Source organism: Streptomyces sp. NPDC059679, assembly GCF_042734105.1.
GTDB lineage: Bacteria > Actinomycetota > Actinomycetes > Streptomycetales > Streptomycetaceae > Streptomyces.
In genome coordinates this window covers 26,658-49,568 of sequence record NZ_JBHWES010000043.1, presented here as the reverse complement: position 1 = coordinate 49,568, position 22,911 = coordinate 26,658, and the positions used below count along the sequence as shown (strand labels likewise).

General features: G+C 71.9%; 19 protein-coding genes. 16 read left to right on the top strand and 3 right to left on the bottom strand.

The window, feature by feature from the left end:
• The first annotated feature begins 170 nt into the window (after positions 1–170).
• Entirely contained in the window at positions 171–1,589 is a 1,419-nt protein-coding gene (locus ACFV2X_RS34740) for a sugar porter family MFS transporter (protein ID WP_385624365.1), read from the top strand.
• Positions 1,590–1,634: 45 nt separating this feature from the next.
• On the opposite strand, the gene ACFV2X_RS34735 is transcribed toward ACFV2X_RS34740, so the two are convergent.
• Positions 1,635–2,624 carry an LLM class flavin-dependent oxidoreductase gene (locus ACFV2X_RS34735; RefSeq protein WP_385624363.1) on the bottom strand — a complete coding sequence of 330 codons (990 nt, stop codon included), beginning with the start codon at positions 2,622–2,624 and terminating at the stop codon, positions 1,635–1,637.
• Between the two features lie 290 nt (positions 2,625–2,914).
• Between ACFV2X_RS34735 and ACFV2X_RS34730 the strand changes: the two genes are divergently transcribed.
• The 4 genes from ACFV2X_RS34730 to ftsY all read left to right on the top strand — a co-directional run bounded on the left by ACFV2X_RS34730 (position 2,915) and on the right by ftsY (position 7,925).
• Positions 2,915–3,313 carry a hypothetical protein gene (locus ACFV2X_RS34730; protein ID WP_385624361.1) on the top strand — a complete coding sequence of 133 codons (399 nt, stop codon included), beginning with the start codon at positions 2,915–2,917 and terminating at the stop codon, positions 3,311–3,313.
• Positions 3,314–3,865: 552 nt separating this feature from the next.
• Positions 3,866–6,007 (top strand): histidine kinase, encoded by a 2,142-nt coding sequence (locus ACFV2X_RS34725; protein ID WP_385624358.1) that lies wholly within the window; start codon positions 3,866–3,868, stop codon positions 6,005–6,007.
• Entirely contained in the window at positions 6,004–6,672 is a 669-nt protein-coding gene (locus tag ACFV2X_RS34720; protein ID WP_385624355.1) for a response regulator, read from the top strand. The genes ACFV2X_RS34725 and ACFV2X_RS34720 overlap by 4 nt, the downstream gene beginning before the upstream one ends.
• 35 nt (positions 6,673–6,707) lie before the next feature.
• Positions 6,708–7,925 carry a signal recognition particle-docking protein FtsY gene (ftsY, locus tag ACFV2X_RS34715; RefSeq protein WP_089510913.1) on the top strand — a complete coding sequence of 406 codons (1,218 nt, stop codon included), beginning with the start codon at positions 6,708–6,710 and terminating at the stop codon, positions 7,923–7,925.
• A gap of 128 nt (positions 7,926–8,053) precedes the next feature.
• Here the strand turns inward: ftsY and ACFV2X_RS34710 are convergent, their stop codons facing one another.
• Positions 8,054–8,725, bottom strand: a complete 672-nt coding sequence (locus tag ACFV2X_RS34710) for a bifunctional DNA primase/polymerase (protein ID WP_385624352.1) — start codon at positions 8,723–8,725, stop codon at positions 8,054–8,056.
• A gap of 428 nt (positions 8,726–9,153) precedes the next feature.
• Between ACFV2X_RS34710 and ACFV2X_RS34705 the strand changes: the two genes are divergently transcribed.
• The 5 genes from ACFV2X_RS34705 to ffh all read left to right on the top strand — a co-directional run bounded on the left by ACFV2X_RS34705 (position 9,154) and on the right by ffh (position 16,903).
• Positions 9,154–10,653 carry a hypothetical protein gene (locus ACFV2X_RS34705; RefSeq protein ID WP_385624459.1) on the top strand — a complete coding sequence of 500 codons (1,500 nt, stop codon included), beginning with the start codon at positions 9,154–9,156 and terminating at the stop codon, positions 10,651–10,653.
• Positions 10,654–10,858: 205 nt separating this feature from the next.
• Complete coding sequence (locus ACFV2X_RS34700) at positions 10,859–12,151, top strand: ammonium transporter (RefSeq protein ID WP_385624349.1); 1,293 nt, start codon at positions 10,859–10,861, stop codon at positions 12,149–12,151.
• Positions 12,148–12,486, top strand: a complete 339-nt coding sequence (locus ACFV2X_RS34695) for a P-II family nitrogen regulator (protein WP_089510916.1) — start codon at positions 12,148–12,150, stop codon at positions 12,484–12,486. Before ACFV2X_RS34700 ends, ACFV2X_RS34695 begins: the two co-directional genes overlap by 4 nt.
• 65 nt (positions 12,487–12,551) lie before the next feature.
• Positions 12,552–15,230, top strand: coding sequence for a [protein-PII] uridylyltransferase (locus ACFV2X_RS34690; RefSeq protein WP_385624347.1), 2,679 nt, complete (start codon positions 12,552–12,554; stop codon positions 15,228–15,230).
• Between the two features lie 122 nt (positions 15,231–15,352).
• Complete coding sequence (gene ffh / locus ACFV2X_RS34685; protein WP_385624345.1) at positions 15,353–16,903, top strand: signal recognition particle protein; 1,551 nt, start codon at positions 15,353–15,355, stop codon at positions 16,901–16,903.
• Positions 16,904–16,997: 94 nt separating this feature from the next.
• On the opposite strand, the gene ACFV2X_RS34680 is transcribed toward ffh, so the two are convergent.
• The gene (locus tag ACFV2X_RS34680) at positions 16,998–17,942 is read right to left on the bottom strand and encodes an SAM-dependent methyltransferase (protein WP_385624342.1); all 945 of its coding nucleotides are present in this window, start codon (positions 17,940–17,942) and stop codon (positions 16,998–17,000) included.
• 271 nt (positions 17,943–18,213) lie between these two features.
• On the opposite strand from ACFV2X_RS34680, the gene proS reads away from it, so the two are divergent.
• The 6 genes from proS (at position 18,214) to trmD (ending at position 22,820) form a co-directional block, all read left to right on the top strand.
• The gene (gene proS, locus ACFV2X_RS34675; RefSeq protein WP_385624340.1) at positions 18,214–19,629 is read left to right on the top strand and encodes a proline--tRNA ligase; all 1,416 of its coding nucleotides are present in this window, start codon (positions 18,214–18,216) and stop codon (positions 19,627–19,629) included.
• 237 nt (positions 19,630–19,866) lie between these two features.
• Entirely contained in the window at positions 19,867–20,460 is a 594-nt protein-coding gene (locus ACFV2X_RS34670; RefSeq protein ID WP_014176065.1) for a hypothetical protein, read from the top strand.
• 155 nt (positions 20,461–20,615) lie between these two features.
• Positions 20,616–21,056 carry a 30S ribosomal protein S16 gene (gene rpsP, locus ACFV2X_RS34665; protein WP_385624337.1) on the top strand — a complete coding sequence of 147 codons (441 nt, stop codon included), beginning with the start codon at positions 20,616–20,618 and terminating at the stop codon, positions 21,054–21,056.
• A gap of 2 nt (positions 21,057–21,058) precedes the next feature.
• Positions 21,059–21,298, top strand: a complete 240-nt coding sequence (locus ACFV2X_RS34660) for an RNA-binding protein (protein ID WP_014176063.1) — start codon at positions 21,059–21,061, stop codon at positions 21,296–21,298.
• Positions 21,299–21,381: 83 nt separating this feature from the next.
• On the top strand, positions 21,382–21,942 hold the full coding sequence (gene rimM / locus ACFV2X_RS34655; RefSeq protein ID WP_385624332.1) for a ribosome maturation factor RimM: 561 nt from the start codon (positions 21,382–21,384) through the stop codon (positions 21,940–21,942).
• Positions 21,942–22,820, top strand: coding sequence for a tRNA (guanosine(37)-N1)-methyltransferase TrmD (trmD, locus tag ACFV2X_RS34650; protein ID WP_385624458.1), 879 nt, complete (start codon positions 21,942–21,944; stop codon positions 22,818–22,820). Before rimM ends, trmD begins: the two co-directional genes overlap by 1 nt.
• The last annotated feature ends 91 nt before the right edge of the window (positions 22,821–22,911 follow it).

Below are 22,911 nucleotides of genomic sequence, written 5' to 3'. Positions count from 1 at the left end.
AATCCACCTGTGATGACTGCTTCGTCACATCCCATTGACTTCGAAACTTGAAGGCATAGTCTCTGCAACGTCGCTTTTACCTTCAAGTGGTGGCCGACCTACTCGGCCGAGCCTCCTCTGGAAGGCCCCCCACGTCCGGCAGCGCTGCCGGATGGCCACAGGAGTTCACGTTGACCACCACCGTGCAGGCACCGGGGTCCGCGGGCCGCCAGGCCCGGCCGGCCCCCCTTGGCCGTGTCATCTTCATCACCGCCGCCGCCGCGATGGGCGGCTTTCTCTTCGGCTACGACAGCTCGGTGATCAACGGAGCGGTCGAGGCCATCCGCGGCCGCTACGACATCGGCTCCGCGGCGCTCGCCCAGGTCGTGGCCATCGCCCTGATCGGCTCGGCCATCGGCGCCGCCATCGCCGGCCGGGTCGCCGACCGCATCGGCCGGATCCGCGTCATGCAGATCGCCGCCGTGCTCTTCACCATCAGCGCCATCGGCTCGGCCCTGCCCTTCGCCCTGTGGGACCTGGCCGTGTGGCGGGTGCTCGGCGGTATCGGCATCGGCATGGCCTCCGTGATCGGCCCGGCCTACATAGCCGAGGTCGCCCCGCCCGCGTACCGGGGCCGTCTGGCCTCCTTCCAGCAGGCCGCGATCGTCGTCGGCATCGCCCTGTCCCAGCTCGTCAACTGGGGCATCCTCCACCTCGCCGACGGCGACCAGCGCGGCAAGATCGGCGGCATCGAGGCCTGGCAGTGGATGCTCGGCGTGATGGTCGTCCCGGCCGTGGTGTACGGACTGCTGTCCTTCGCCATCCCCGAGTCGCCCCGCTTCCTGATCTCCGTCGGCAAGACCGACCGCGCCAAGGAGGTCCTGGCCCAGGTCGAGGGTGACGGCAGCCACCTCGACGCGCGCGTCGCCGAGATCGAGCAGGCCATGCGCAGTGAGCACAAGTCCACCTTCAAGGACCTGCTCGGCGGCCGGTTCGGGCTGCTGCCGGTGGTCTGGATCGGTATCGGTCTCTCGGTCTTCCAGCAGCTCGTCGGCATCAACGTGGCGTTCTACTACTCCTCGACGCTGTGGCAGTCCGTCGGCGTGGACCCGAGCGGTTCGTTCTTCTACTCGTTCACCACGTCGATCATCAACATCATCGGCACCGTCATCGCGATGGTCTTCGTCGACAAGATCGGCCGCAAGCCGCTCGCGCTGATCGGCTCGGCCGGTATGGCGGTCTCGCTCGGCCTGGTGGCCTGGGCCTTCTCGGCGCACCTGGTCGACGGCAAGCTTCCGCACGCCCAGGGCGTCCTGGCCCTGATCGCGGCCCACGCCTTCGTCCTCTTCTTCGCCCTCTCCTGGGGTGTGGTGGTCTGGGTGCTGCTCGGCGAGATGTTCCCGAACAAGATCCGCGCCGCCGCGCTGGGCGTCGCCGCCTCCGCGCAGTGGATCGCCAACTGGGCCATCACCGCCAGCTTCCCGAGCCTGTCCGACTGGAACCTGTCGGCGACGTACATCATGTACACCGTCTTCGCCGCGCTCTCGATCCCCTTCATCCTCAAGTGGGTGCCGGAGACCAAGGGCAAGGCGTTGGAGGAGATGGGCTAACCCCCCGCCGGCCCCCTCCTCACCTTTCAAGGGTTCTGCCCCGCCTCACTCCTTGAGGCGGGGCAGAACGCGTTCCGCGAACAGCCGCAGCGAGCGCCAGCCCTCCTCCACGGGCATCCCGCCGCACAGCGGATGCAGCACCAGGTTCGCCGCCTCGCCGCCTTCCTTGGCCAGCGCCACGCACTCCTCGGGCGTGACGATGCGGTACACGCCCTCGCCGCGCAGCGCCGCCACGTCCTCGGCGTGGGAGCGGACGGCCGAGTGCACACCCCCGTCCGACTGCCAGGAGTCGTACATCCGCGCCTCGTGCAGCAGATGCGGGCCGAACTCCGCCCAGGCCCGCTCCGGATCCTCGGCCACATGCAGCAGCGACGTCCGCGCGGCGGGCATCACGCACCAGCCCTCCGTCCCGTACTCCGCCCGCCGGGCGTGGTAGTACGCCTCCAGCTCCGGCAGATGGGCGCTGGGGAAGAACGGCAGCCCCAGCCGCGCGGCCCGGCGCGCGGCGGCCTTGGAGCTGCCGCCGACCAGCAGCGTCGGATGCGGCCGGGTGTACGGGCGCGGGGTGACCCGCACCGTACGGCCCCGGTACTCGAAAGGCTCGCCGGTCCAGGCCGCGAGCAGGGTCTCCAGCGCCTCGTCCTGGAGCGCGCCGCGCCGCTTCCACTCCCTGCCGAGCCCTGCGTACTCCTCGGGCCGGTAGCCGATGCCCGCCACCGCGACCAGGCGCCCGCCGCTCACCAGGTCGAGTACGGCGATGTCTTCGGCCAGCCGCAGCGGGTCGTAGAGCGGGACGATCAGTGCCGAGACGGTGACCGCGATCCGCCGGGTGGCGCCGAGCACGGCGCCCGCGAAGGTCAGCGGGGAGGGCAGCCAGCCGTTCGCGGCGCCGTGGTGCTCCTCGGTCTGAATGGTGTCGATGCCCTGCTCATCGGCGAAGGCGGCCATCTCGACGGCCGTCCGGTAGCGCCGGGACAGGGATTCGGGTGTGGCGTCGGGATCGACCAGGTTGAGCCGTACGACCGTGACGGGCATGGCGGAGGTCCCCCTTCTGTCCTCTTCTGTCCCGCAGGGGTGGCGGTTCCGGCCCCCTGGGCGGTGGGCGGGCGAGAGGGGCACGTTATCTGACGGGTCGTCAAATAAACAGAGAGGGGAGCCGCGTAGCGACGCTCCGGGCAGGGGCGGGGCGGATGACTCATGCGCCTGGGACACAGGGCGGCTGACGGTAGGGGCAGGCCCGGTGCCCCGGGCCTCGACATCCCGCCGCCGTGCCGACACAAAGCCGCCGTGCGGACATAAAAAGCGGACATAAAAAGGAGGGGCGCGTGACGATCACGACGGGGGAACCGGCCATCACCGGACCCGACATCGACGACCTGGTCATCCGGGTGCGGCACGCCGCCGGCGACACCACGGAGCTCGAAGCGGCCAAGACGGCGCTCTTCGGCACGGCGGGCGCCGCCCCGGCCGACGCACAGCTCATCCGGCAGCGGCTGCTGACCGTCGCCCTGCACCACGGCGGCGACCTGTTGGCCAAGCTGCTCGTCCGGCTCGGGCCGCGCGAGACCGCCATGGTCCGCCGCTACGCCCACCGGCTCGGCTACTTCCTGGAAACCCTCGAGATCTGGTCGGCCAAGCCGATCACGCTCACCCTGATGCGGTTCGGCGTCCCCTATATCGAGGCCGAGGCCATCGCCGTCGCCATCCTGCTGCTGGTGTGGTGACGAGTGGGTGTCGCGGAACGTGGGTTCTCAACCGCCTGGCTCGCAACTGGATTTGCCGAATTTGCACACGATTGAGTGGTCATCGTGAGGATCGTCGGGGTCTTGCGCTGGATTGCGGCTAACGTGCTTTATGCGACCTGGGACGCCGGGTGCGGTGTCAGCGTGCGGGGCCCCCTTTCCACCGGTGAGATGGTCTGGGGCCTCCCCGTCGCCTCTGGCCGGACCCATATGGCCAGGTCGTGAGGGAGCCCGCCCTCCCGGAACGGACCATGTCCAGGAGACGTGTCGCTGTCCGGGCTGTGAAAGCGGGGGACCAGCGCGCCCAAGACCGTCCGGGGCGTGCCGGTGATCATGAGTTCGCTCTTGATCACTGCTCAGGGACGGTGGACGCCCACAAGTGGAGTTCCGGCCGTGCCACGGCGACAGCTAGATCACGCGTGGGTCAAGGGCTGGGGTAGAGGCCGGACCGGCCTCTACCCCAGCCGCGAGCCCTGCACTGGCCCGGGGGCCCGGGAAGGGATGGGGCGCGCGGGCCAGCCCAAGGACCGTGCCGTGCAGGCCGCCGGCGGGGTATCGGCCCTGTTCGTGGTGATCCTCGTGGGCTGGCTCGTCGGCCTGCCGCGGGTGAGCGACCAATGGCTGACCCTGTCCTACCCGCACCCGCGCGGCATCGCCGTCTTGACCCGAGTGGCCGTGGGCATTCCGGTCCTCGGCGTCGGGGTGCTCCTGCTGGCCGAGCGCGCCGCCCGTCGCTACGGCAGTGTGCTGCTGGTCGCCAGCGCGCTGTGGCTGCTGCCCTCGGCCGCCACCGACCTGCTGAGACTGGCCGACCTGGGGTCAGCGGGCGCGGTGGTCCAGTTGCTGATCTCGGCCGCGGAGATCGCCTGCCGCCCGCTGACCGTCCTGCTGCTGCCGCTGTGGCTGTTCCCGCGCGGTTCGCAGCGGCGGTGGCAGTGGTGGGCGATGAGCGTCGGCGCCTCCGCGTACTGGCTGGGCTACGCCGCCCTCTGGCTGGTCAGCGAGCCGATGGTCGGCTCGGCGACCAACCCCTTCTTCGCCACCGACTTCGGCCAGTGGGCCTTCGGCCACCTCGAGCACTACGCGAAGGCGGAGGAGTGGGTGCTGCGCGCCGTGGCCGCCGTGGTGACGGGCTCGCTGTGCTGCCGCGCCGCCGTCGCCCGCAGCGCCGAGCGGCGCAACTGGGCCCTGCTCGCCGCCGCCTACCCGGCCTGCGTCTTCCTGCTGCTGTCCGAATGGGCCGAGGGCATGCCCACCATCGTCGCGCGCACCGTCGGCAGCGCCGTATGGGCGGCCGCGATCTGCCTGGGCGTCGCCCGCACCGGCATATGGCGCCTGGACCGCGTCACCAGCCACCGCCTCGCCCGCGCCTTCGTCCTCACCTCCCTCGCCGCCGTCGTGGTCTGCGCGGTCGTCGCCGTCCAGGCCGGACTGCCCTCCCTGCGCGGCGGGGCGATCAGCACCGCCGTCGGCTGCTCCCTGCTGCTCGGCTGGGCCCTGCGGCCGACCGCCCGCTGGCTGACCCTGCGCGTCGAGCGCGCCTTCTACGGGCCGCGCGCCCGCCCCCACGAGGCGGCCAGCGCCCTGGCCGTACGCCTCCAGCAGGCGCCCCACCCAGGCGAGGTGCCCCAGCAGATCTGCCGCAGCGCCGTCGAGGACCTCGGCGTCTCGGGCGCCGCCGTCAGCGTCGACACCCGGTCCGGACCCCGGCGGCTGGCTGCGGCCGGGGCGCCGCTCACCGGCCCGGTCCAGGCGTTCGTGCTGCGCCATCACGGCCGTACGGTCGGCCGCCTCGAAGTCGCCCGGGACGGCTTCGGCACCCCCGCCGAACGGGACAGCGGACTGCTCTCCCTGCTCGCCGACCAGGCGGCCCCGGCGCTCGCCGCCCTGCGCCTGGCCGAGGATGCCCAGGCGGCCCGGGAGCGGCTGGTGCTCGCCCGCGAGCAGGAGCGCCGCCGGCTGCGGCGCGAGATCCACGACGGTCTCGGCCCGCAGCTCGCCGCCGTACGGCTGCGCCTGGACATCGCGCAGACCACCTGCCCGCCCGGGCATCCGGCCCGCCACCAGCTGCGCGAGGCCGCCGAAACCCTCGCCGAGGCGCTGGTCGAGGTGCGGCGGATCACCTCGGGGCTTGCCCCCGCCGCCCTGGCCGAGCGCGGGCTGGCCAAGGCGGTACGGGACCTGGGGCGGCGGCTGGGCGGCGCCGGGCCCCGGGTGACCGTGGCCACCCGCCCCACCGCGCTGCCGCCGCTGTCGCCGGGCGTGGAGACGGCCGCGTACCGGATCTCCGCCGAGTCGCTGACCAACGCGGTGCGGCACGCACGGGCCCGGCAGGTCCGGATCGAGCTCACCGCGGGCCCGGACACGCTCGAGGTCAAGGTCATCGACGACGGGAGCGGGCTGCGGCGGGGCGCCGTGCCCGGCGTCGGGCTGGCTTCCGTGGCGGAGCGCGCCGAGGAGATCGGCGGCTCCTGCTCGGTGACGGGATCCGCGACGGGCACGGTGGTGCACGCGATCCTGCCGCTCGCCGGGCCGGGGGAGGCCGAGCCGTCCGAGGAGAACGCCGTGCACGAGGCGGCGGTATCCCTCGCACCGGAAGAGCAGCGCCGCGAAGGAGGCCGGGAGCACGGTCGGCAGCACGGCGGAGAGTGTGGGGAAGAGGGGGCGGGCCGGTGACAGCGGCGGCGGGAGCACCGCAGTGGCGCGTACTGCTCGTGGACGACCATCCGCTCTTCCGTGAGGGACTGGCGGCCGCGGTCAACCTGGACGACGCGTTCACCGTGGTCGGGCAGGCAGCGTCCGCCGAGGAGGCGGTCACCGAGGCCGACCGCACCGAGCCCGATCTGGTGGTCATGGACCTCGGGCTGCCCGGCAGATCCGGTACGGAGGCCATTCGGCGGATCCTGTGCGCCCACCCCGACGCCCGAGTGGTGGTCATGACCATGTCCGAGGACGACGACAGCCTGCTGGCGGCCATGCGCGCCGGCGCCCGCGGCTACCTGCTCAAGGGCGCGGGCCGGGACGAGATCCTGCGCGCCCTGCACACCGTGGCGCGCGGCGGCGCGGTCTTCAGCCCGCGCATGGCCGAGCGTCTCGGCACCCTGCTCGGCTCCTTCGGCACCGCCTCGGCCAAAGAGGCGTTCCCCACCCTCACCGCGCGTGAGCGCGAGGTCCTGGAGCTGCTGGCCGGCGGGCTCGGCTATCGCCAGATCGCCCAGCGGCTGGTGGTCACGGACAAGACCGTGCGTAACCATGTGGGCTCCATTTTCGCCAAGCTGCAGGTCCGCGATCGCGCCCAGGCGATCGTCCGGGCCCGTGAGGCCGGGCTGGGAGGTGAATGACTCCCCGCGGCCCGTTGGCTGATACTGGGTGCGTTATGGAACAAGTCATCCTTGCTGTAGTCATCGCTCTGATCGCGCTCGCCGCGGTCAGCGGGCTCGTGATCGGCAGCCGCAAGAAGAAGCGGCTGCCCCCGGCCCCGCCGAGCAGTCCGTCCGTCACCGCGCCGCCCGCCGAGCCGCAGGTCGGCGAGGAGGCGGAAACCACGCTCGAGGAACCGCGCAGAACCATCGAAGAGGTGGACCTGTCGGTCACCGAGGCGCCCCCCGCGCCCGCCGTGCCCGCGCAGCCGGAGGCGCCCGCGATCGAGGTGCCCGAGCCGACCGCCGGCCGGCTGGTGCGGCTGCGGGCCCGGCTCTCCCGCTCCCAGACCACACTGGGCAAGGGGCTGCTCACCCTGCTGTCGCGGGAACACCTCGACGACGAGACCTGGGAGGAGATCGAGGACACCCTGCTGACCGCCGACGTCGGCGTCGCGCCGACGCAGGAGCTGGTGGAGCGGCTGCGCGAGCGGGTCAGGGTGCTGGGCACCCGTACCCCCGAGGAGCTGCGCGGCCTGCTGCGCGCGGAACTGCTCCAGCTGATCGGCACCGAGGCCGACCGCGCCGTGCACACCGAGAGCGGCATTGGCACGAACGGCGAGGAGAAGCCGGGCGTCGTCATGGTCGTCGGGGTCAACGGCACCGGTAAGACCACCACCACCGGCAAGCTCGCGCGGGTGCTGGTCGCCGACGGCAAGTCCGTGGTACTCGGCGCGGCCGACACCTTCCGCGCGGCGGCCGCTGAGCAGCTGCAGACCTGGGGCGAGCGGGTCGGCGCCCGCACCGTCCGGGGCCCCGAGGGCGGCGACCCGGCGTCGGTCGCTTTCGACGCGGTCAAGGAGGGCATCACCGAGGGCGCGGACGTCGTACTGGTCGACACCGCGGGACGGCTGCACACCAAGACCGGCCTGATGGACGAGCTGGGCAAGGTCAAGCGGGTCGTGGAGAAGCACGGCGCGGTGGACGAGGTGCTGCTGGTGCTGGATGCCACCACCGGGCAGAACGGCCTGGTGCAGGCGCGGGTCTTCGCGGAGGTCGTGGACATCACCGGCATCGTGCTCACCAAGCTGGATGGCACCGCCAAGGGCGGCATCGTGATCGCGGTCCAGCGCGAGCTGGGCGTACCGGTCAAGCTGGTGGGCCTGGGCGAGGGCGCGGACGATCTCGCGCCGTTCGAGCCGGAGGCCTTCGTCGACGCGCTGATCGGCGACTGACTGGCCGATTCCCTTGATCCACTCCGCCCTCTCCCCTCCGGGCGCCCGGGACCTCTCGGGCGCCCGAAGCGTTTCTCCGGGGCGGGTATCCGGGGCGTGTATCCGGTTTCCGGTATGCGGTTCCCGGTTCAGCCGCCCGCGCGGTGGGCCGCGTACGCCAGCGTGCCCAGCAGCAGCCGCGCATGGGGCGGGTTGCCCGCGGTGTCGAGCGCGGGCGGGCGCAGCCAGCGGACCGGGCCGAGCCCGCCGAGGTCGCTGGGCGGGGCGGTGATGTGGTCGCCGGGCCCCAGGCAGCGCAGGTCCAGGTCGGCGTCGTCCCAGCCCATGCGGTAGAGCAGCTGCGGCAGCTGCTCGGCGGCGCCCGGGGCGACGAAGAACTGGGCGCGCCCGTGTGGTGTGGCGGTCGCCGGGCCGAGCGGCAGCCCCATGCGTTCCAGCCGGACCAGGGCGAGCCGGCCCGCCTGCTCGGCGACCTCCAGGACGTCGAACGACTTGCCCACGGGCAGCAGCACCGCGGCCCCCGGGACCTGCTCCCAGGCCGCCGCCGCATCGTCGAGGGTGGCGCCCGCGGGGACGGCGGAGGCGAAGGCGAGGGGGTGGGCGCCGGGGGCGGCGCAGTCGGCCTCGCCACATGAACATTCGTTTCTGCTGCCACCCGCGCCACGGGTGGCCCGGGCGCCCGGCACCACGTCCCACCCCCATAGGCCGGTGTACTCCGCCACCGTCGTGCACTCGGATGTACGGCCGCGCCGCCGCGAGCCTGGCCGCATGTCCCGGATGCCGCCGATCGTGAAGCCCATGCCCCCTCCAACGGGTCGCCCTGCCGATGGTTACGAGCCGAATGACGCAGTGATGCCGCTCGCTCGCGCTCCGTAGCCGGATGTGGTGCGACGGCCGTCGGTGCGGTGATGCCGAGTGGTGCAGCGTGGTGAAAGGGGTGGTGAGACACTGAGCGCGCGCCCTCGTGCGCACCCCTCCACCTGTTTTCGCTGTTTCTGGTCGTTCGGTGTCAAGTGAATCGTGTGAATCGCCAGTGGCGTTCATTCGAAGGGGTGGCGAATGGTGGCGTTTTAGCGAACTTCCTCGCCGGAGGCGTGATCGTAAGATTACTTTCAGTACACGACCCCCCTTCTCCCGCGATTGATGCGGCGGATCGCGGGGACAACTGACCGTGACAGACGGCATTCTGGTCGCGGTGCGAGCGGAATCGTGGGATGGGGGCGTTCCAGTGGGCGACAACGGCGGCAGTGCTGACAAGCGTCCCAACGCGCAGTTGGGTTCGTGGTTTGTGCGCAGCGGCTGGTCCAAGGGCGAGCTCGCGCGTCAAGTCAACCGCAGAGCACGCCAGTTGGGCGCCCACCACATCAGCACCGACACCTCGCGGGTGCGCCGCTGGCTCGACGGCGAGCAGCCGCGCGAGCCGATTCCGCAGATTCTCTCCGAGCTGTTCTCCGACCGCTTCGGCTGTGTGGTCGGCATCGAGGACCTGGGGCTGCGCACCGCCCACCGGTCACCGTCCGTATCCGGGGTGGACCTGCCCTGGGCCGGTCCTGAGACGGTCGCGCTGATCGGCGAATTCTCCCGCAGCGACCTGATGCTCGCCCGCCGGGGCTTCCTCGGCACCTCCCTCGCCCTCTCGGCCGGCCCGGCCCTCATCGAGCCGATGCAGCGCTGGCTGGTCCCCTCGCCCTCGGCCCGGTCCGACGGCCGGACCCAGCCGGACGCGGGCCGCTCCCGGCGGATCTCCCGGCTCTCCGAGCCCGAGCTCGAACTGCTCGAGTCGACCATCGTGATGTTCCGGAAGTGGGACGCCCAGTGCGGCGGCGGGCTGCGCCGCAAGGCGGTGGTCGGCCAGCTCCACGAGGTGACGGACCTGCTGCAGGAGCCGCACCCCGAGCCCGTCTCCAAGCGGCTGTTCAAGGTCGCGGGCGAGCTGGCCGAGCTCGCCGGGTGGATGAGCTATGACATCGGGCTCCAGCCGACCGCGCAGAAGTACTTCGTCCTCGCCCTGCACGCGGCCAAGGAGTCCGGGGACCGGCCGCTCGGCTCGTACATCCTCTCCAGCATGAGTCGCCAGATGATCCATGTAGGGCGGCCCGAGGACGCGCTGGAGCTGATCCACCTCGCCCAGTACGGCAGCCGGGAGAGCGCGACGCCGCGGACCCAGGCCATGCTGTATGCGATGGAGGCCCGGGCGTACGCCAATATGGGCCAGCCCAGCAAGTGCCACCGCGCCGTGAAGATGGCCGAGGACACCTTCGCCGAATCCGCCGGGGGCGACGGGGACCCGGACTGGATCGGCTTCTTCTCCGAAGCCGAGCTCAACGCGGAGAACGCGCACTCGTACCGCGACCTCGCCTATGTCGCGGGCCGCAGCCCCACCTACGCCAAGCTGGCCGACCCAGTGATGCGCCGCGCGGTCGACCTCTTCGGCCAGGAGACGGCCGAGGAGGGCGGGCACCAGCGTTCGTATGCGCTCAACCTGATCGGGCTGGCCACCGTCCACCTCCTCCAGAAGGAGCCCGAGCAGTGCGCGGCGGTCGCCGAGAAGGCCCTGCCGCTCGCCCGGCGGGTGCGCTCCGAGCGGGTCAGCAACCGGCTGCGCAAGACCGTGGACACCGCGATCCGCGACTTCGGGAGCGTCCCTGAGGTGGTCCAGCTCGGCGAGCGGCTTGCCGACCACCTGCCCGACTCATCGGATGCGGCGGAGTCCGTCCGCGCCGTCTGAGCCGCCCGGCCGCGGGTGCGACACGGTAACCAGGCCCTCCGGCCGTCCAGTCCCAGTTCATCAGCGCGTAACACTTCCACGCCCTTCGTCACTGCCGTGAAACATCGAGCGGCATCGACTGAAACGGCGCTGCGTCAACCTCGTGGCGAAAACCGGCCCACAGAGTTCTGCCCGCACGGGCCGTCATCCCGAGGAGACGTCCACATTGAATGGCGCAAATACCGCATTCGTATTGATCAGCGCCGCGCTCGTGATGCTGATGACCCCCGGCCTGGCCTTCTTCTACGGCGGCATGGTCCGGGTGAAGAGCGCCCTGAACATGCTGATGATGTCCTTCATCGCCCTGGGCGTCGTCAGCCTCCTGTGGGTGCTGTTCGGCTACTCCCTCACCTTCGGTGACGACATCGGCGGCGGGCTGCTGGGCAATCTGGACCACATCGGCTTCAAGGGCATCAACCCCGAGTCGCTGTGGGGCACCAAGCCCGACGCGATCCCGGTACTCGCCTTCGCCTTCTTCCAACTGATGTTCGCGGTCATCACCCCCGCGCTGATCAGCGGCGCGGTCGCCGACCGGGTCAAGTTCGGCGCCTGGACGCTCTTCATCACCCTGTGGGTCACCGTCGTCTACTTCCCGGTCGCCCACTGGGTGTGGCAGGCCGACGGCTGGCTGTTCAAGAAGGAAGTCATCGACTTCGCGGGCGGCACGGCGGTCCACATCAACGCGGGCGCGGCCGGTCTCGCCGTGGCCCTGGTCCTCGGCAAGCGCATCGGCTTCAAGAAGGACCCGATGCGGCCGCACAACCTCCCCCTGGTGATGCTGGGCTCCGGTCTGCTGTGGTTCGGCTGGTTCGGTTTCAACGCCGGTTCCGCGCTCGCCGCCAACGGCACCGCCGCCAACATGGCGTTCAACACCCAGATCGCCACCGGCGTCGCGATGCTCGGCTGGCTCGCCTACGAGCGCATCCGGCACGGCGCGTTCACCACGCTGGGCGCGGCCTCCGGCGCCGTCGCGGGCCTCGTCGCCATCACCCCCTCCGGTGCGGCCGTCAACGCCTGGGGCGCGATGATCATCGGCCTCGTCGCGGGCGTCGTCTGTTCCTGGGCGGTCAGTCTGAAGTACAAGCTGGGCTACGACGACTCGCTCGACGTGGTCGGCGTGCACCTGGTCGGCGGCATCCTGGGCACCCTTCTGGTCGGCCTCCTCGCCACCGATGGCGTCGGCGGCCTGGACCAGCTGGGCAAGCAGGCGCTCGGCGCCTTCACGGTCCTGATCTACTCGTTCGTCGTCTCCTGGATCCTCGCCAAGGCGATCGACGTCACCATCGGCCTGCGGGCCAGTGAGGACGAAGAGGTCGGCGGCCTCGACCAGGCCTACCACGCCGAGACGGCCTACGACTTCAGCGCCGTCGGAACCGCGCACGTGGGGCGTCATACGGTGGCCTCCATTCAGGACCAGGCCGGCGCGGGCGCGCCGCAGAACAAGAAGGTGGACGCGTGAAGCTCATCACCGCGGTCGTCAAGCCCCACCGGCTGGACGAGATCAAGGAAGCCCTGCAGGCATTCGGGGTGCACGGCCTGACCGTCACCGAGGCCAGCGGCTACGGCCGCCAGCGCGGCCACACCGAGGTCTACCGGGGCGCCGAGTACACCGTCGACCTGGTGCCCAAGGTCCGTATCGAGGTGCTGGTCGAGGACGACGACGCCGACGACCTCATCGAGGTCGTGGTCAAGTCGGCCCGCACCGGCAAGATCGGGGACGGCAAGGTGTGGAGCGTCCCCGTCGACACCGCGGTGCGGGTACGGACCGGCGAGCGCGGCCCGGACGCGCTCTGACGTATCTCCGACGTGTTGTGGAACCCCACCGCCCGGACGTCCTTCCCTGTGATCAAGGAGCCGAGTTGACGGACAGCGTCGAGGCGAAGACAGAGAAGACGGCCGACTCGGTGCCCGGTGGCTACGCGGCGGCCCGGCTGCGACTCCTGCAAGAGGATTCGCGGTCCGGGCCGCCGCGCCGTACCGCCCTCGCCGAGCTCACCGACCAGTGGCTGGCCGCGCTGCTGGCCGGCGGGGCGGAGAAGGCCGGTATCACCCAGGGCGTCGCCCTCGTGGCGGTCGGCGGATACGGACGCGGCGAACTGTCCCCGCGCAGCGACCTGGACGTGCTGCTGCTCCACGACGGCTCGGCGGACGCCTCCGCCATCGCCACCCTCGCCGACCACGTCTGGTACCCGGTGTGGGACATGGGGCTGGCCCTTGACCACTCCGTACGCACCCCCGACCAGGCCCGTAAGACCGCCGGCGAGGACCTGAAAGCCCACCTCGGTCTGCTGGACGCGCGCCATATCGCGGGCGACGCCGCGCTCAGCGCGGGGCTGCGCACGGCGGTGCTCGCCGACTGGCGGGCCCGCGCCCCCAAGCGCCTGCCCGAGCTGCGTGAACTGGGCCAGGAGCGCGCCGGGCGCCACGGCGAGCTGCAGTTCCTGCTGGAACCGGACCTCAAGGAGGCGCGGGGCGGGCTGCGCGACGCGACGGCGCTGCGGGCCATCGCCGCCTCCTGGCTCGCCGACGCGCCGCGCGAGGGCCTTGCCGAGGCGCGCCGGCTGCTGCTGGACGTACGGGACGCGCTGCACCTGACCACCGGCCGGGCCACCGACCGGCTCGCCCTCCAGGAGCAGGACCAGGTCGCGGCCGAGCTCGGCCTGCTGGACGCCGACACCCTGCTGCGCCAGGTGTACGAGTCGGCCCGGACCATTTCGTACGCGAGCGATGTGACCTGGCGCGAGGTCGAGCGGGTGCTGCGCGCCCGGTCGACCCGGCCGCGGCTGCGTGGCCTCCTCGGCGGCCGCGGACGCGGCTCCGGGGGCGGCGGCGCGGATGCGATGGGGGAGCGCAGCCCGCTCGCCGAGGGCGTAGTCGAGCAGGACGGCGAGGCGGTGCTGGCACGCACCGCGCGCCCCGAGCGCGACCCGGTCCTGCCGCTGCGGGCCGCGGCGGCCGCCGCCCAGGCCGGTCTGCCGCTGTCGCTGCATGCCGTACGGCGCCTGGCCGCCGCCGCACAGCCCCTGCCCGTACCGTGGCCGCCCGAGGCCAGGGAGCAGCTGGTCACGCTGCTCGGCGCGGGCGAGTCCACCGTTGCGGTCTGGGAGGCCCTGGAGGCCGAGGGGCTGATCACCCGGCTGCTGCCGGACTGGGAGCGGGTGCGCTGCCGCCCCCAGCGCAACGCCGTGCACCGCTGGACCGTCGACCGCCACCTCGTCGAGACCGCCGTGCGGGCCAGCGCGCTCAGCCGCCGCGTCGGCCGCCCCGACCTGCTGCTGGTCGCCGCGCTGCTGCACGACATCGGCAAGGGCTGGCCCGGCGACCACTCGGTGGCGGGCGAGACCATCGCCCGGGACGTGGCGTCCCGGATCGGCTTCGACCGCGCCGACGTCGACGTCCTGGCCACGCTGGTCCGCCACCACCTGCTGCTCGTCGAGACCGCCACCCGCCGCGACCTGGACGACCCCGCCACCGTGCGCTCGGTCGCCGAGGCCGTCGGCTCCACGGCCACCCTGGAGCTGTTGCACGCCCTCACCGAGGCCGACGCCCTCGCCACCGGCCCCGCCGCCTGGAGCGCCTGGCGCGGCTCGCTCGTGACCGACCTGGTCAAGCGGGTCTCGGCGGTCCTGGCCGGCGAGCCGGCGGCGGACTCCTCCGCGCCCCAGCAGACCACCGCCGAACAGGAGCGGCTGGCCATCGAGGCCTGGCGCACCGGCGGCCCCGTGCTCGCCCTGCGCGCGCGCTCGGAGGCGCTGCCGCCGGGCGAGGCGGCGGGGATCCGAGCGGGCGGCGCGGCCGCCGGTGCTCCGGACGCCGCCGCGGGCGCGGGGCCGGGCGCCGAGTCCAGTGCGGAGCCCATCGGCGTGGAGCTGCTGATCGCCGTCCCCGAGCAGCCCGGCGTGCTGCCGGCGGCGGCCGGTGTGCTGGCGCTGCACCGGCTGACCGTACGGGCGGCGGACCTGCGCGCTGTCGAGCTGCCCGGAGAGCTGACTGGAGAGCTGACCGGAGAACTGTCCGGGGAGCTGTCCGGCGAACTGGACGGTGGGCTGTTGGCGGCGGGTAGGCCGGAGGCCGGTCGGCCGGTCTCCGAGCCGGGGCCCGGCGTACTGCTGCTGAGCTGGCGGGTGGCCGCCGAGTACGGTTCGCTGCCGCAGGCCGCGCGGCTGCGCAAGGATCTGCTGCGGGCCCTGGACGGGTCGCTCGACATAGTGGCCAGGCTCACGGAGCGCGAGGCCGCGTACCGCAAATACCCCCGCCGCCGCGGCGTGCACGCCCCGCCCCCTCGGGTCACCGTCGCGCCCGGCAGCTCCCAGCTCGCCACGGTGATCGAGGTGCGCGCCCAGGACGCCCCCGGGCTGCTGCACCGCATCGGCCGCGCGCTGGAGGACGCGGGGGTCACGGTGCGCAGCGCCCACGTCAGCACGCTCGGCGCCAACGCGGTGGACGCCTTCTACGTCACGGACGCCTCAGGCGCCCCGCTGCAGCCCATGCGCGCGGCGGAGGTGGCCAAGGAGGTCGAGCGGACGCTGAGCGCGTAGCGCCCCGGCGGGTGCGGCTCGACCGGGGCGCGGCACCAGGGGGCAGACCGTTCGGGCGGCGGGCGGATACCCTTGGAGGCCGACCGCCGACCCGACATCCGACCGAAGGATTCGCGACCACCGTGTTCGATACCCTCTCCGACCGCCTCGCAGCGACTTTCAAGAACCTCCGGGGCAAGGGCCGCCTCTCTGAGGCGGACATCGACGCCACGGCGCGTGAAATCCGTATCGCCCTGCTCGAAGCGGACGTCGCGCTTCCCGTCGTCCGGGCCTTCATCAAGCAGATCAAGGAGCGGGCGACGGGGGCCGAGGTCTCCCAGGCGCTGAACCCCGCCCAGCAGGTCATCAAGATCGTCAACGAGGAGCTGATCGGCATCCTCGGCGGCGAGACCCGCCGCCTCCGCTTCGCCAAGCAGCCACCGACCGTGATCATGCTCGCGGGTCTGCAGGGTGCCGGTAAGACGACGCTCGCCGGAAAGCTCGGCCGCTGGCTGAAGGGGCAGGGCCACGCGCCGCTGCTGGTCGCGTGTGACCTGCAGCGCCCCAACGCCGTCAACCAGCTCTCGGTGGTCGCCGAGCGGGCCGGTGTCGCGGTCTTCGCCCCGGAGCCGGGCAACGGCGTGGGCGACCCGGTGAAGGTGGCCCAGGACTCGATCGAGTTCGCCAAGACCAAGCAGCACGACGTGGTGATCGTCGACACCGCCGGCCGCCTCGGCATCGACCAGGAGCTGATGCAGCAGGCCGCGGACATCCGCGACGCGGTCCGCCCGGACGAGGTCCTTTTCGTCGTCGACTCGATGATCGGCCAGGACGCGGTGAACACCGCCGAGGCGTTCCGCGACGGCGTCGGCTTCGACGGCGTGGTGCTCTCCAAGCTCGACGGCGACGCGCGCGGCGGTGCCGCGCTGTCCATCGCGCATGTCACCGGCCGCCAGATCATGTTCGCCTCGAACGGCGAGAAGCTGGACGACTTCGACGCGTTCCACCCGGACCGCATGGCGTCCCGCATCCTGGGCATGGGCGACATGCTCAGCCTGATCGAGAAGGCCGAGCAGACCTTCAGCCAGCAAGAGGCCGAGAAGATGGCGGCCAAGCTGGCGAAGGGCCCCAAGGAGTTCACGCTCGACGACTTCCTGGCGCAGATGGAGCAGGTCCGCAAGATGGGCTCCATCTCCAAGCTGCTCGGCATGCTGCCGGGCATGGGCCAGATCAAGGACCAGATCAACAACCTCGACGAGCGGGACGTGGACCGCACCGCCGCGATCATCAAGTCGATGACGCCCGGCGAGCGCCAGGACCCGACCATCATCAACGGCTCGCGCCGCGCCCGTATCGCGCGCGGCTCGGGTGTCGAGGTCAGCGCGGTCAAGAACCTGGTGGAGCGGTTCTTCGACGCGCGCAAGATGATGTCGAAGATGGCGCAGGGCGGGATGCCCGGCATGCCGGGCATCCCGGGCATGGGCGGCGGCGCCGCCAAGCGCAAGGGCAAGCCGCAGAAGAAGGCCAAGGGGAAGCAGCGCAGCGGCAACCCGATGAAGCGCAAGGCCGAGGAGCAGGCCGCCGCGGCCCGCCGTGAGCAGGCGGGGCAGCCGGGCGGCGCGTTCGGTCTGCCCGCCGGCCAGGGCGGGCAGGACTTCGAACTGCCCGACGAGTTCAAGAAGTTCATGGGCTGAGCGGGCGAGGCGCGAGGGCCGGGCGGGCCGAGGCGCCCTCGGGCCCTCACACCCGTAAGCCTTTACGCCGGGGTGCCTTGACGCCTGGGCGCCTTTACGTCCGCGCGATCAGATAGCGCATCACGTTCTCCATCCACACCGTGCCGTCCTGGCGCCGGTACGGATGGAGGGCTTCCGTGATCTCCTTGCGCACCTGTGTGGCGTCGGTGGTGCGTTCCGCCGCGTCGAACAGCCCGGTCGACAGCAGCCCGCGCACCGCGCTGTCCATGTCCGCGTACCCGAAGGGGCAGGCCACCCGGCCCGAGCCGTCGAGCCGCAGCCCGGCCCGCTGGGCCAGGTCCTCCAGGTCGTCCCTGCCGCACGGCTGCCAGCGCGGGGAGGGGGCACCTCCCAGCGGTAGCTGGGGGAGTGTCCGGTCGGCCAGGCGTGCGCCCACGCGCAGCACCGTGGAGGTGGCGCACCGCTCGGGCGGGCCCCATCCGGCCAGGACGACCGGGCTGCCGGGCTCGGCGAGGGCGGCAGCCGAGGCGAGCCGCTCCGGCAGAGCGCTTCCGGACCCGGGCGCCGACAGCGGATCGAAGGCCGTGACCACGGTGAAGCCGGACCCGGCCCGCGCCGCTGTCCCCGCCCCGGCCCCCGTCGCCGTCAGGGCGCTCCCCAGGCCGCCGTCCGCCAGGCGGGCGAGGCGTGCGACGCCCCCTGGCGCGCCTGGGCGCGCGCCGCCCGGCCGCGCGCCGGGGCCCGCGAGCAGCCGCTCACAGGCGAGCCCCAGGCGCTCCTCGTCCGGGTCCACCCCGCACACGGTGGCGCCGCGCGCCATCGCCATGAGAAGGGCCAGGCCCGAGCCGCAGCCCAGGCCCAGCAGCCGGGTCCCGGCGCCGACCTCCAGGCGCTCGTACACGGCCTCGTACAGCGGCACCATCATCCGTTCCTGGATTTCCGCCCAGTCGCGGGCACGGGCGCGGGATATCGCGGCGCCCGGTGCGGAGGGGGAGGAGGGGTACGGGGAAAGGTGCCGCCGTATGAGCGTAGATGTCATGGAATGCGCCCCAATCCGACGAGAGCAGTGCCGTGAGCCGAGAGCCTGTTGCCACCGTTGTGCGCCGCGCGTTCCACCCCCGTAGGCCAGGGAACTGCGCATCCGTCCGCGCGTCCAGAGCTTTCGCGGCCATGCTTGTATGCCCCCGTTGTGCGCCCCCTGTTCCCGACTGCGTCCGGGGGGCTCGGTCCGGCTGCCGCCCCGTTGCCCTCTTGTTGCCCTGGCCAAATGAATTCACGGTTCGGCGGGCCGTCGCCGTACGATCGGCGCCATGGCGAAGGCTCCCGTTCTCACCCCCCAGGCGGAGGATTTTCCGCGCTGGTACCAGGATCTGATCAACAAGGCCGAACTGGCCGACAACGGTCCGGTGCGCGGCACCATGGTCATCCGACCGTATGGCTACGGGCTCTGGGAGCGGATGCAGCAGGACATGGACGCCCGCATCAAGGCAGAGGGCGTCCAGAACGCGTACTTCCCGCTCTTCATCCCGCAGTCGTATCTGACGAAGGAGGCGGAGCACGTCGAGGGGTTCGCCCCCGAGCTCGCCATCGTCACGCACGGCGGCGGCAAGAAGCTCGAGGAGCCCGTGGTCGTCCGGCCCACATCCGAGACGATCATCAACGAGTACTTCGCGAAGTGGGTGCAGAGCTACCGCGATCTGCCGCTGCTGATCAACCAGTGGGCGAATGTGGTGCGTTGGGAGCTGCGGCCGCGGCTGTTCCTGCGCACGTCCGAGTTCCTGTGGCAGGAGGGCCACACCGCCCACGCCACGTACGAGGACGCCCGCGACTTCGCCTCCCGTATCCACCGGCACGTCTACGCCGACTTCATGGAGAACGTGCTGGCCATGGACGTCGTCCTGGGCCGCAAGACCGCCAAGGAGCGGTTCGCGGGCGCCATCAACACCCTCACGCTGGAGGGGATGATGGGCGACGGCAAGGCGCTGCAGCTGGGCACCAGCCATGAACTGGGCCAGAACTTCGCCCGCGCGTTCAACACCCAGTTCCTGTCCAAGGAGGGCAAGCAGGAGCTGGTCTGGCAGACCTCCTGGGGCAGCACCACCCGCATGGTGGGCGCGCTCGTGATGATGCACGGCGACGACAGCGGGCTGCGCATTCCGCCGCGGCTGGCTCCCGTGCAGGCCGTTGTGCTGGCCATCAAGGGCGACGAGGCGGTGCTGGCCAAGGTCCGCGAGATCGGCGACCGGCTGGCGGCGGCCGGGGTGCGGGTCCAGGTCGACGACCGGACCGACACCCCCTTCGGCCGTCGCGCGGTGGACTGGGAGCTCAAGGGCGTTCCGGTGCGGATCGAGGTCGGCCCGCGCGACCTGGAGGGCGGCACCGCGATGGTGGCGCGGCGGATCCCGGGCGGCAAGGAGCCGGTGCGGCTGGACGCGCTTCCCGATCTGCTGCCGAAGGTCCTGGAGGAGGACCAGGCGCTGCTGCTGCGCCAGGCGCGGGAGCGGCGCGAGGCCCGTACCACGGATGTGCGGACCGTCGAGGAGGCCGCCGAGGCCGCGGCGGCCGGCGGCTGGGCGCGGATTCCCTGGGCGGACCTCGGCCCGGAGGGCGAGGCGGCGCTCGCCGAGCAGGCCGTGTCCGTGCGCTGTCTGGTGGCCGAGGACGGGTCGGTGCCGGACGCCGATGACGCGCCCGGTAACGTCGCCTTTGTCGCGCGCGCTTACTGAGGCAGAGGCTGAAGCGCGCCCCCGCTGAGCGGGGAAGCGCGCTTCCGCTGAGCGGAAGTCCGGGGGCGGTGCGGGGCGGGCGTTACGTACCGCCTTGGTGCGCGGTGGGCGGCTCATCCATACATTGGCGTACCCGCCCTCCTCGGGGCGCATCAGCGCCGAACTGACTGGTACGTGCAAATTATTTGTGATGCCCCGGAATCGGAACACCGGGCACTCCCCGCTCGTTATCACGACGTGAGCACGACACCACCTGTACTCGCCGCAGAGCTGGCGCAGGCGTGGGCCGATATTCAACGGCACCACCCCGAGCTGCCGGATCTCGCCGCGCCAGAATCGCTGATCGGAGAGTCGTCGTCCGCATGTGGCGCCGAGCTCTCCTTCGAACGGCTGCTGCACGAGGCAGTCCACGGCATCGCCGCGGCGCGCGGTGTCCGTGACACCTCGCGCGCCGGCCGCTACCACAACCGCCGCTTCCTGGCCATCGCCGAGGAGTTGGGCCTGGACCACCCCGATGAGCCGCACCCCAGCAGCGGCTTCTCGCTGGTCACGCTCAGCCCCGAGGCGAGAAGGCGCTATCGCACCACCATCGACCGACTCCAGCGTGCCCTCAAGGCGCACACCGTCGCGACCGCCGCCGACACCGCCCGCACCTTCCGCGGACCCGCCGCCCGGCACGGTTCGTCGGGTGGCGGGGTCCGGGTGAAGGCGGTGTGCGACTGCGGGCGCAATGTCCGCGTCGTCCCGTCGGTGCTGGCACAGGCGCCGATCATGTGCGGGGGATGCGGGAAGCCGTTCCGTATCCCGGAGCCGGTGGCCGCGGTCGGCTGACCTGTCACGGTGTGGCACAATGGTCAGCTGTACTCGACAGCCGACCGGGACCCCTCTCTCCTCCGGCTGACGCGTCCATCGGGCACTCGGGTACCGCAACCCCACGCGGCACTTCGCAGTGCTCAATCACGTCAAGACCAGGAGACACCACTCCCGTGGCAGTCAAGATCAAGCTGAAGCGTCTGGGCAAGATCCGTTCGCCTCACTACCGCATCGTCGTCGCCGACTCCCGTACCCGCCGTGACGGCCGGGCCATCGAGGAGATCGGTCTGTACCACCCGGTGCAGAACCCCTCGCGCATTGAGGTGGACTCGGAGCGTGCGCAGTACTGGCTGGGTGTCGGCGCGCAGCCGACCGAGCCGGTGCTCGCCATCCTGAAGGTCACCGGCGACTGGCAGAAGTTCAAGGGCCTGCCCGCCCCGGCCCCGATGCTCGTCGCCGAGCCGAAGGCCGACAAGCGCGCCCTGTTCGAGGCCGCCGCCAAGGACACCGGTGGCGAGGCGAAGGGTGAGGCCATCACCCCGAAGGCGAAGAAGTCCGAGAAGAAGTCGGACGAGGCGGCCGCTGACGCGGCGGCCGAGTCGACCGAGGCCTGAGGATGCTCGAGGAGGCCCTCGAGCACCTGGTGAAGGGCATCGTCGACAACCCCGACGACGTGCAGGTCGCCTCGCGCAACCTGCGGCGCGGGCGCGTGCTCGAAGTGCGGGTGCACCCCGACGACCTCGGCAAGGTGATCGGTCGCAACGGCCGCACCGCCCGCGCCCTGCGCACCGTCGTGGGCGCCATCGGCGGCCGTGGCGTCCGCGTCGACCTCGTCGACGTGGACCAGGTTCGCTGAGCAGCGTCAAGAAGAGCACCGGCACGGGCCGGGGAGGGCTTTGGGCCGTCCCCGGCCCGTGTGCGTGAAGGGAACAGGGAACAGTGCAGTTGGTTGTGGCGCGGATCGGCCGCGCCCACGGCATCAAGGGCGAAGTCACCGTCGAGGTGCGCACCGACGAGCCGGAACTGCGGCTCGCCCCGGGTGCCGTCCTGGCCACCGAGCCCGCCTCGGCCGGGCCGCTGACCATCGAGACCGGCCGGGTGCACAGCGGCCGGCTGCTGCTGCGCTTCGCGGGGTTCGCGGACCGTACGGCCGCCGAGTCGCTGCGCGGCACCCTGCTCATCGCGGAGGTCGACCCCGAGGACACCCCGGAGGACCCCGATGAGTACTACGACCATCAGCTGATCGACCTGGACGTGGTCACCGTCGACGGCACCGAGGTCGGCCGGATCTCGGAGATCTCCCATCTGCCGTACCAGGACCTGCTGATCGTCCGGCGGTCCGACGGCAGCGAGGTGATGGTCCCCTTCGTCTCCGAGGTGGTGCCGGAGATCGACCTCGAGGCGCAGCGCGCCGTCATCGACCCGCCGCCCGGTCTGCTCGACGAGACCGAGGCCGAGGTCGCTCGCGGCGAGGGCGGCGCCGAGCGCGGGGGCGCATGATGCGGCTGGACGTCGTCACGATCTTTCCGGAGTATCTGGAGCCGCTGAACGTCTCGCTGGTCGGCAAGGCGCGCGCCCGCGGCCGGCTGGACGTACGCGTCCACGATCTGCGGACCTGGACGCACGACCGGCACAACACCGTCGACGACACCCCGTACGGCGGCGGGCCCGGCATGGTCATGAAGCCCGAGCCGTGGGGTGAGGCGCTGGACGAGATCATCGCGTCGGGGACCGGTGGTACGGAGCCCGGTGTGTCGGGGGCCGGCGGGGACGGGGCGCCGCCGCTGCCCGCGCTGGTCGTGCCCACCCCGAGCGGCCGCCCGTTCACCCAGGCCCTCGCCGTCGAACTGGCAGAGCGCCCCTGGCTGGTCTTCGCCCCCGCCCGCTACGAGGGCATCGACCGCCGGGTGATCGACGAGTACACCGAGCGCCTGGATGTGTACGAGATCTCCATCGGCGACTATGTGCTGGCCGGCGGGGAGGCCGCGGTCCTGGTGATCACCGAGGCCGTGGCCCGGCTGCTGCCCGGCGTGCTGGGCAACGCGGAGTCGCACCGCGACGACTCCTTCGCCCCGGGCGCGATGGCCGATCTGCTGGAGGGGCCCGTCTACACCAAGCCGCCGCAGTGGCGCGACCGGGGCATCCCGGAGGTGCTGCTCAGCGGCCACCACGGCAGGATCGCGCGCTGGCGCAGGGACGAGGCGTTCCGCCGTACCAGCCGCAACCGGCCGGACCTCATAGAGCGCTGCGACCCGGCGGCGCTGGACAAGTACGACCGGAAGCTCCTGACGGAACTGGGCTGGGAGGAGCTTCCGGAGGCGAGCGAACACGATCAAGGGCCCCGATTTGGGCGGTCCGGTCCGGTCGTGGAAGAATAGGCCGCTGCTGTACGTCCGGTGTGCGCCCCTGCCACAGGGGGATCGACGCCCGCCCGACCAGACGGCACTCCCCATCATCACCGATATGCCG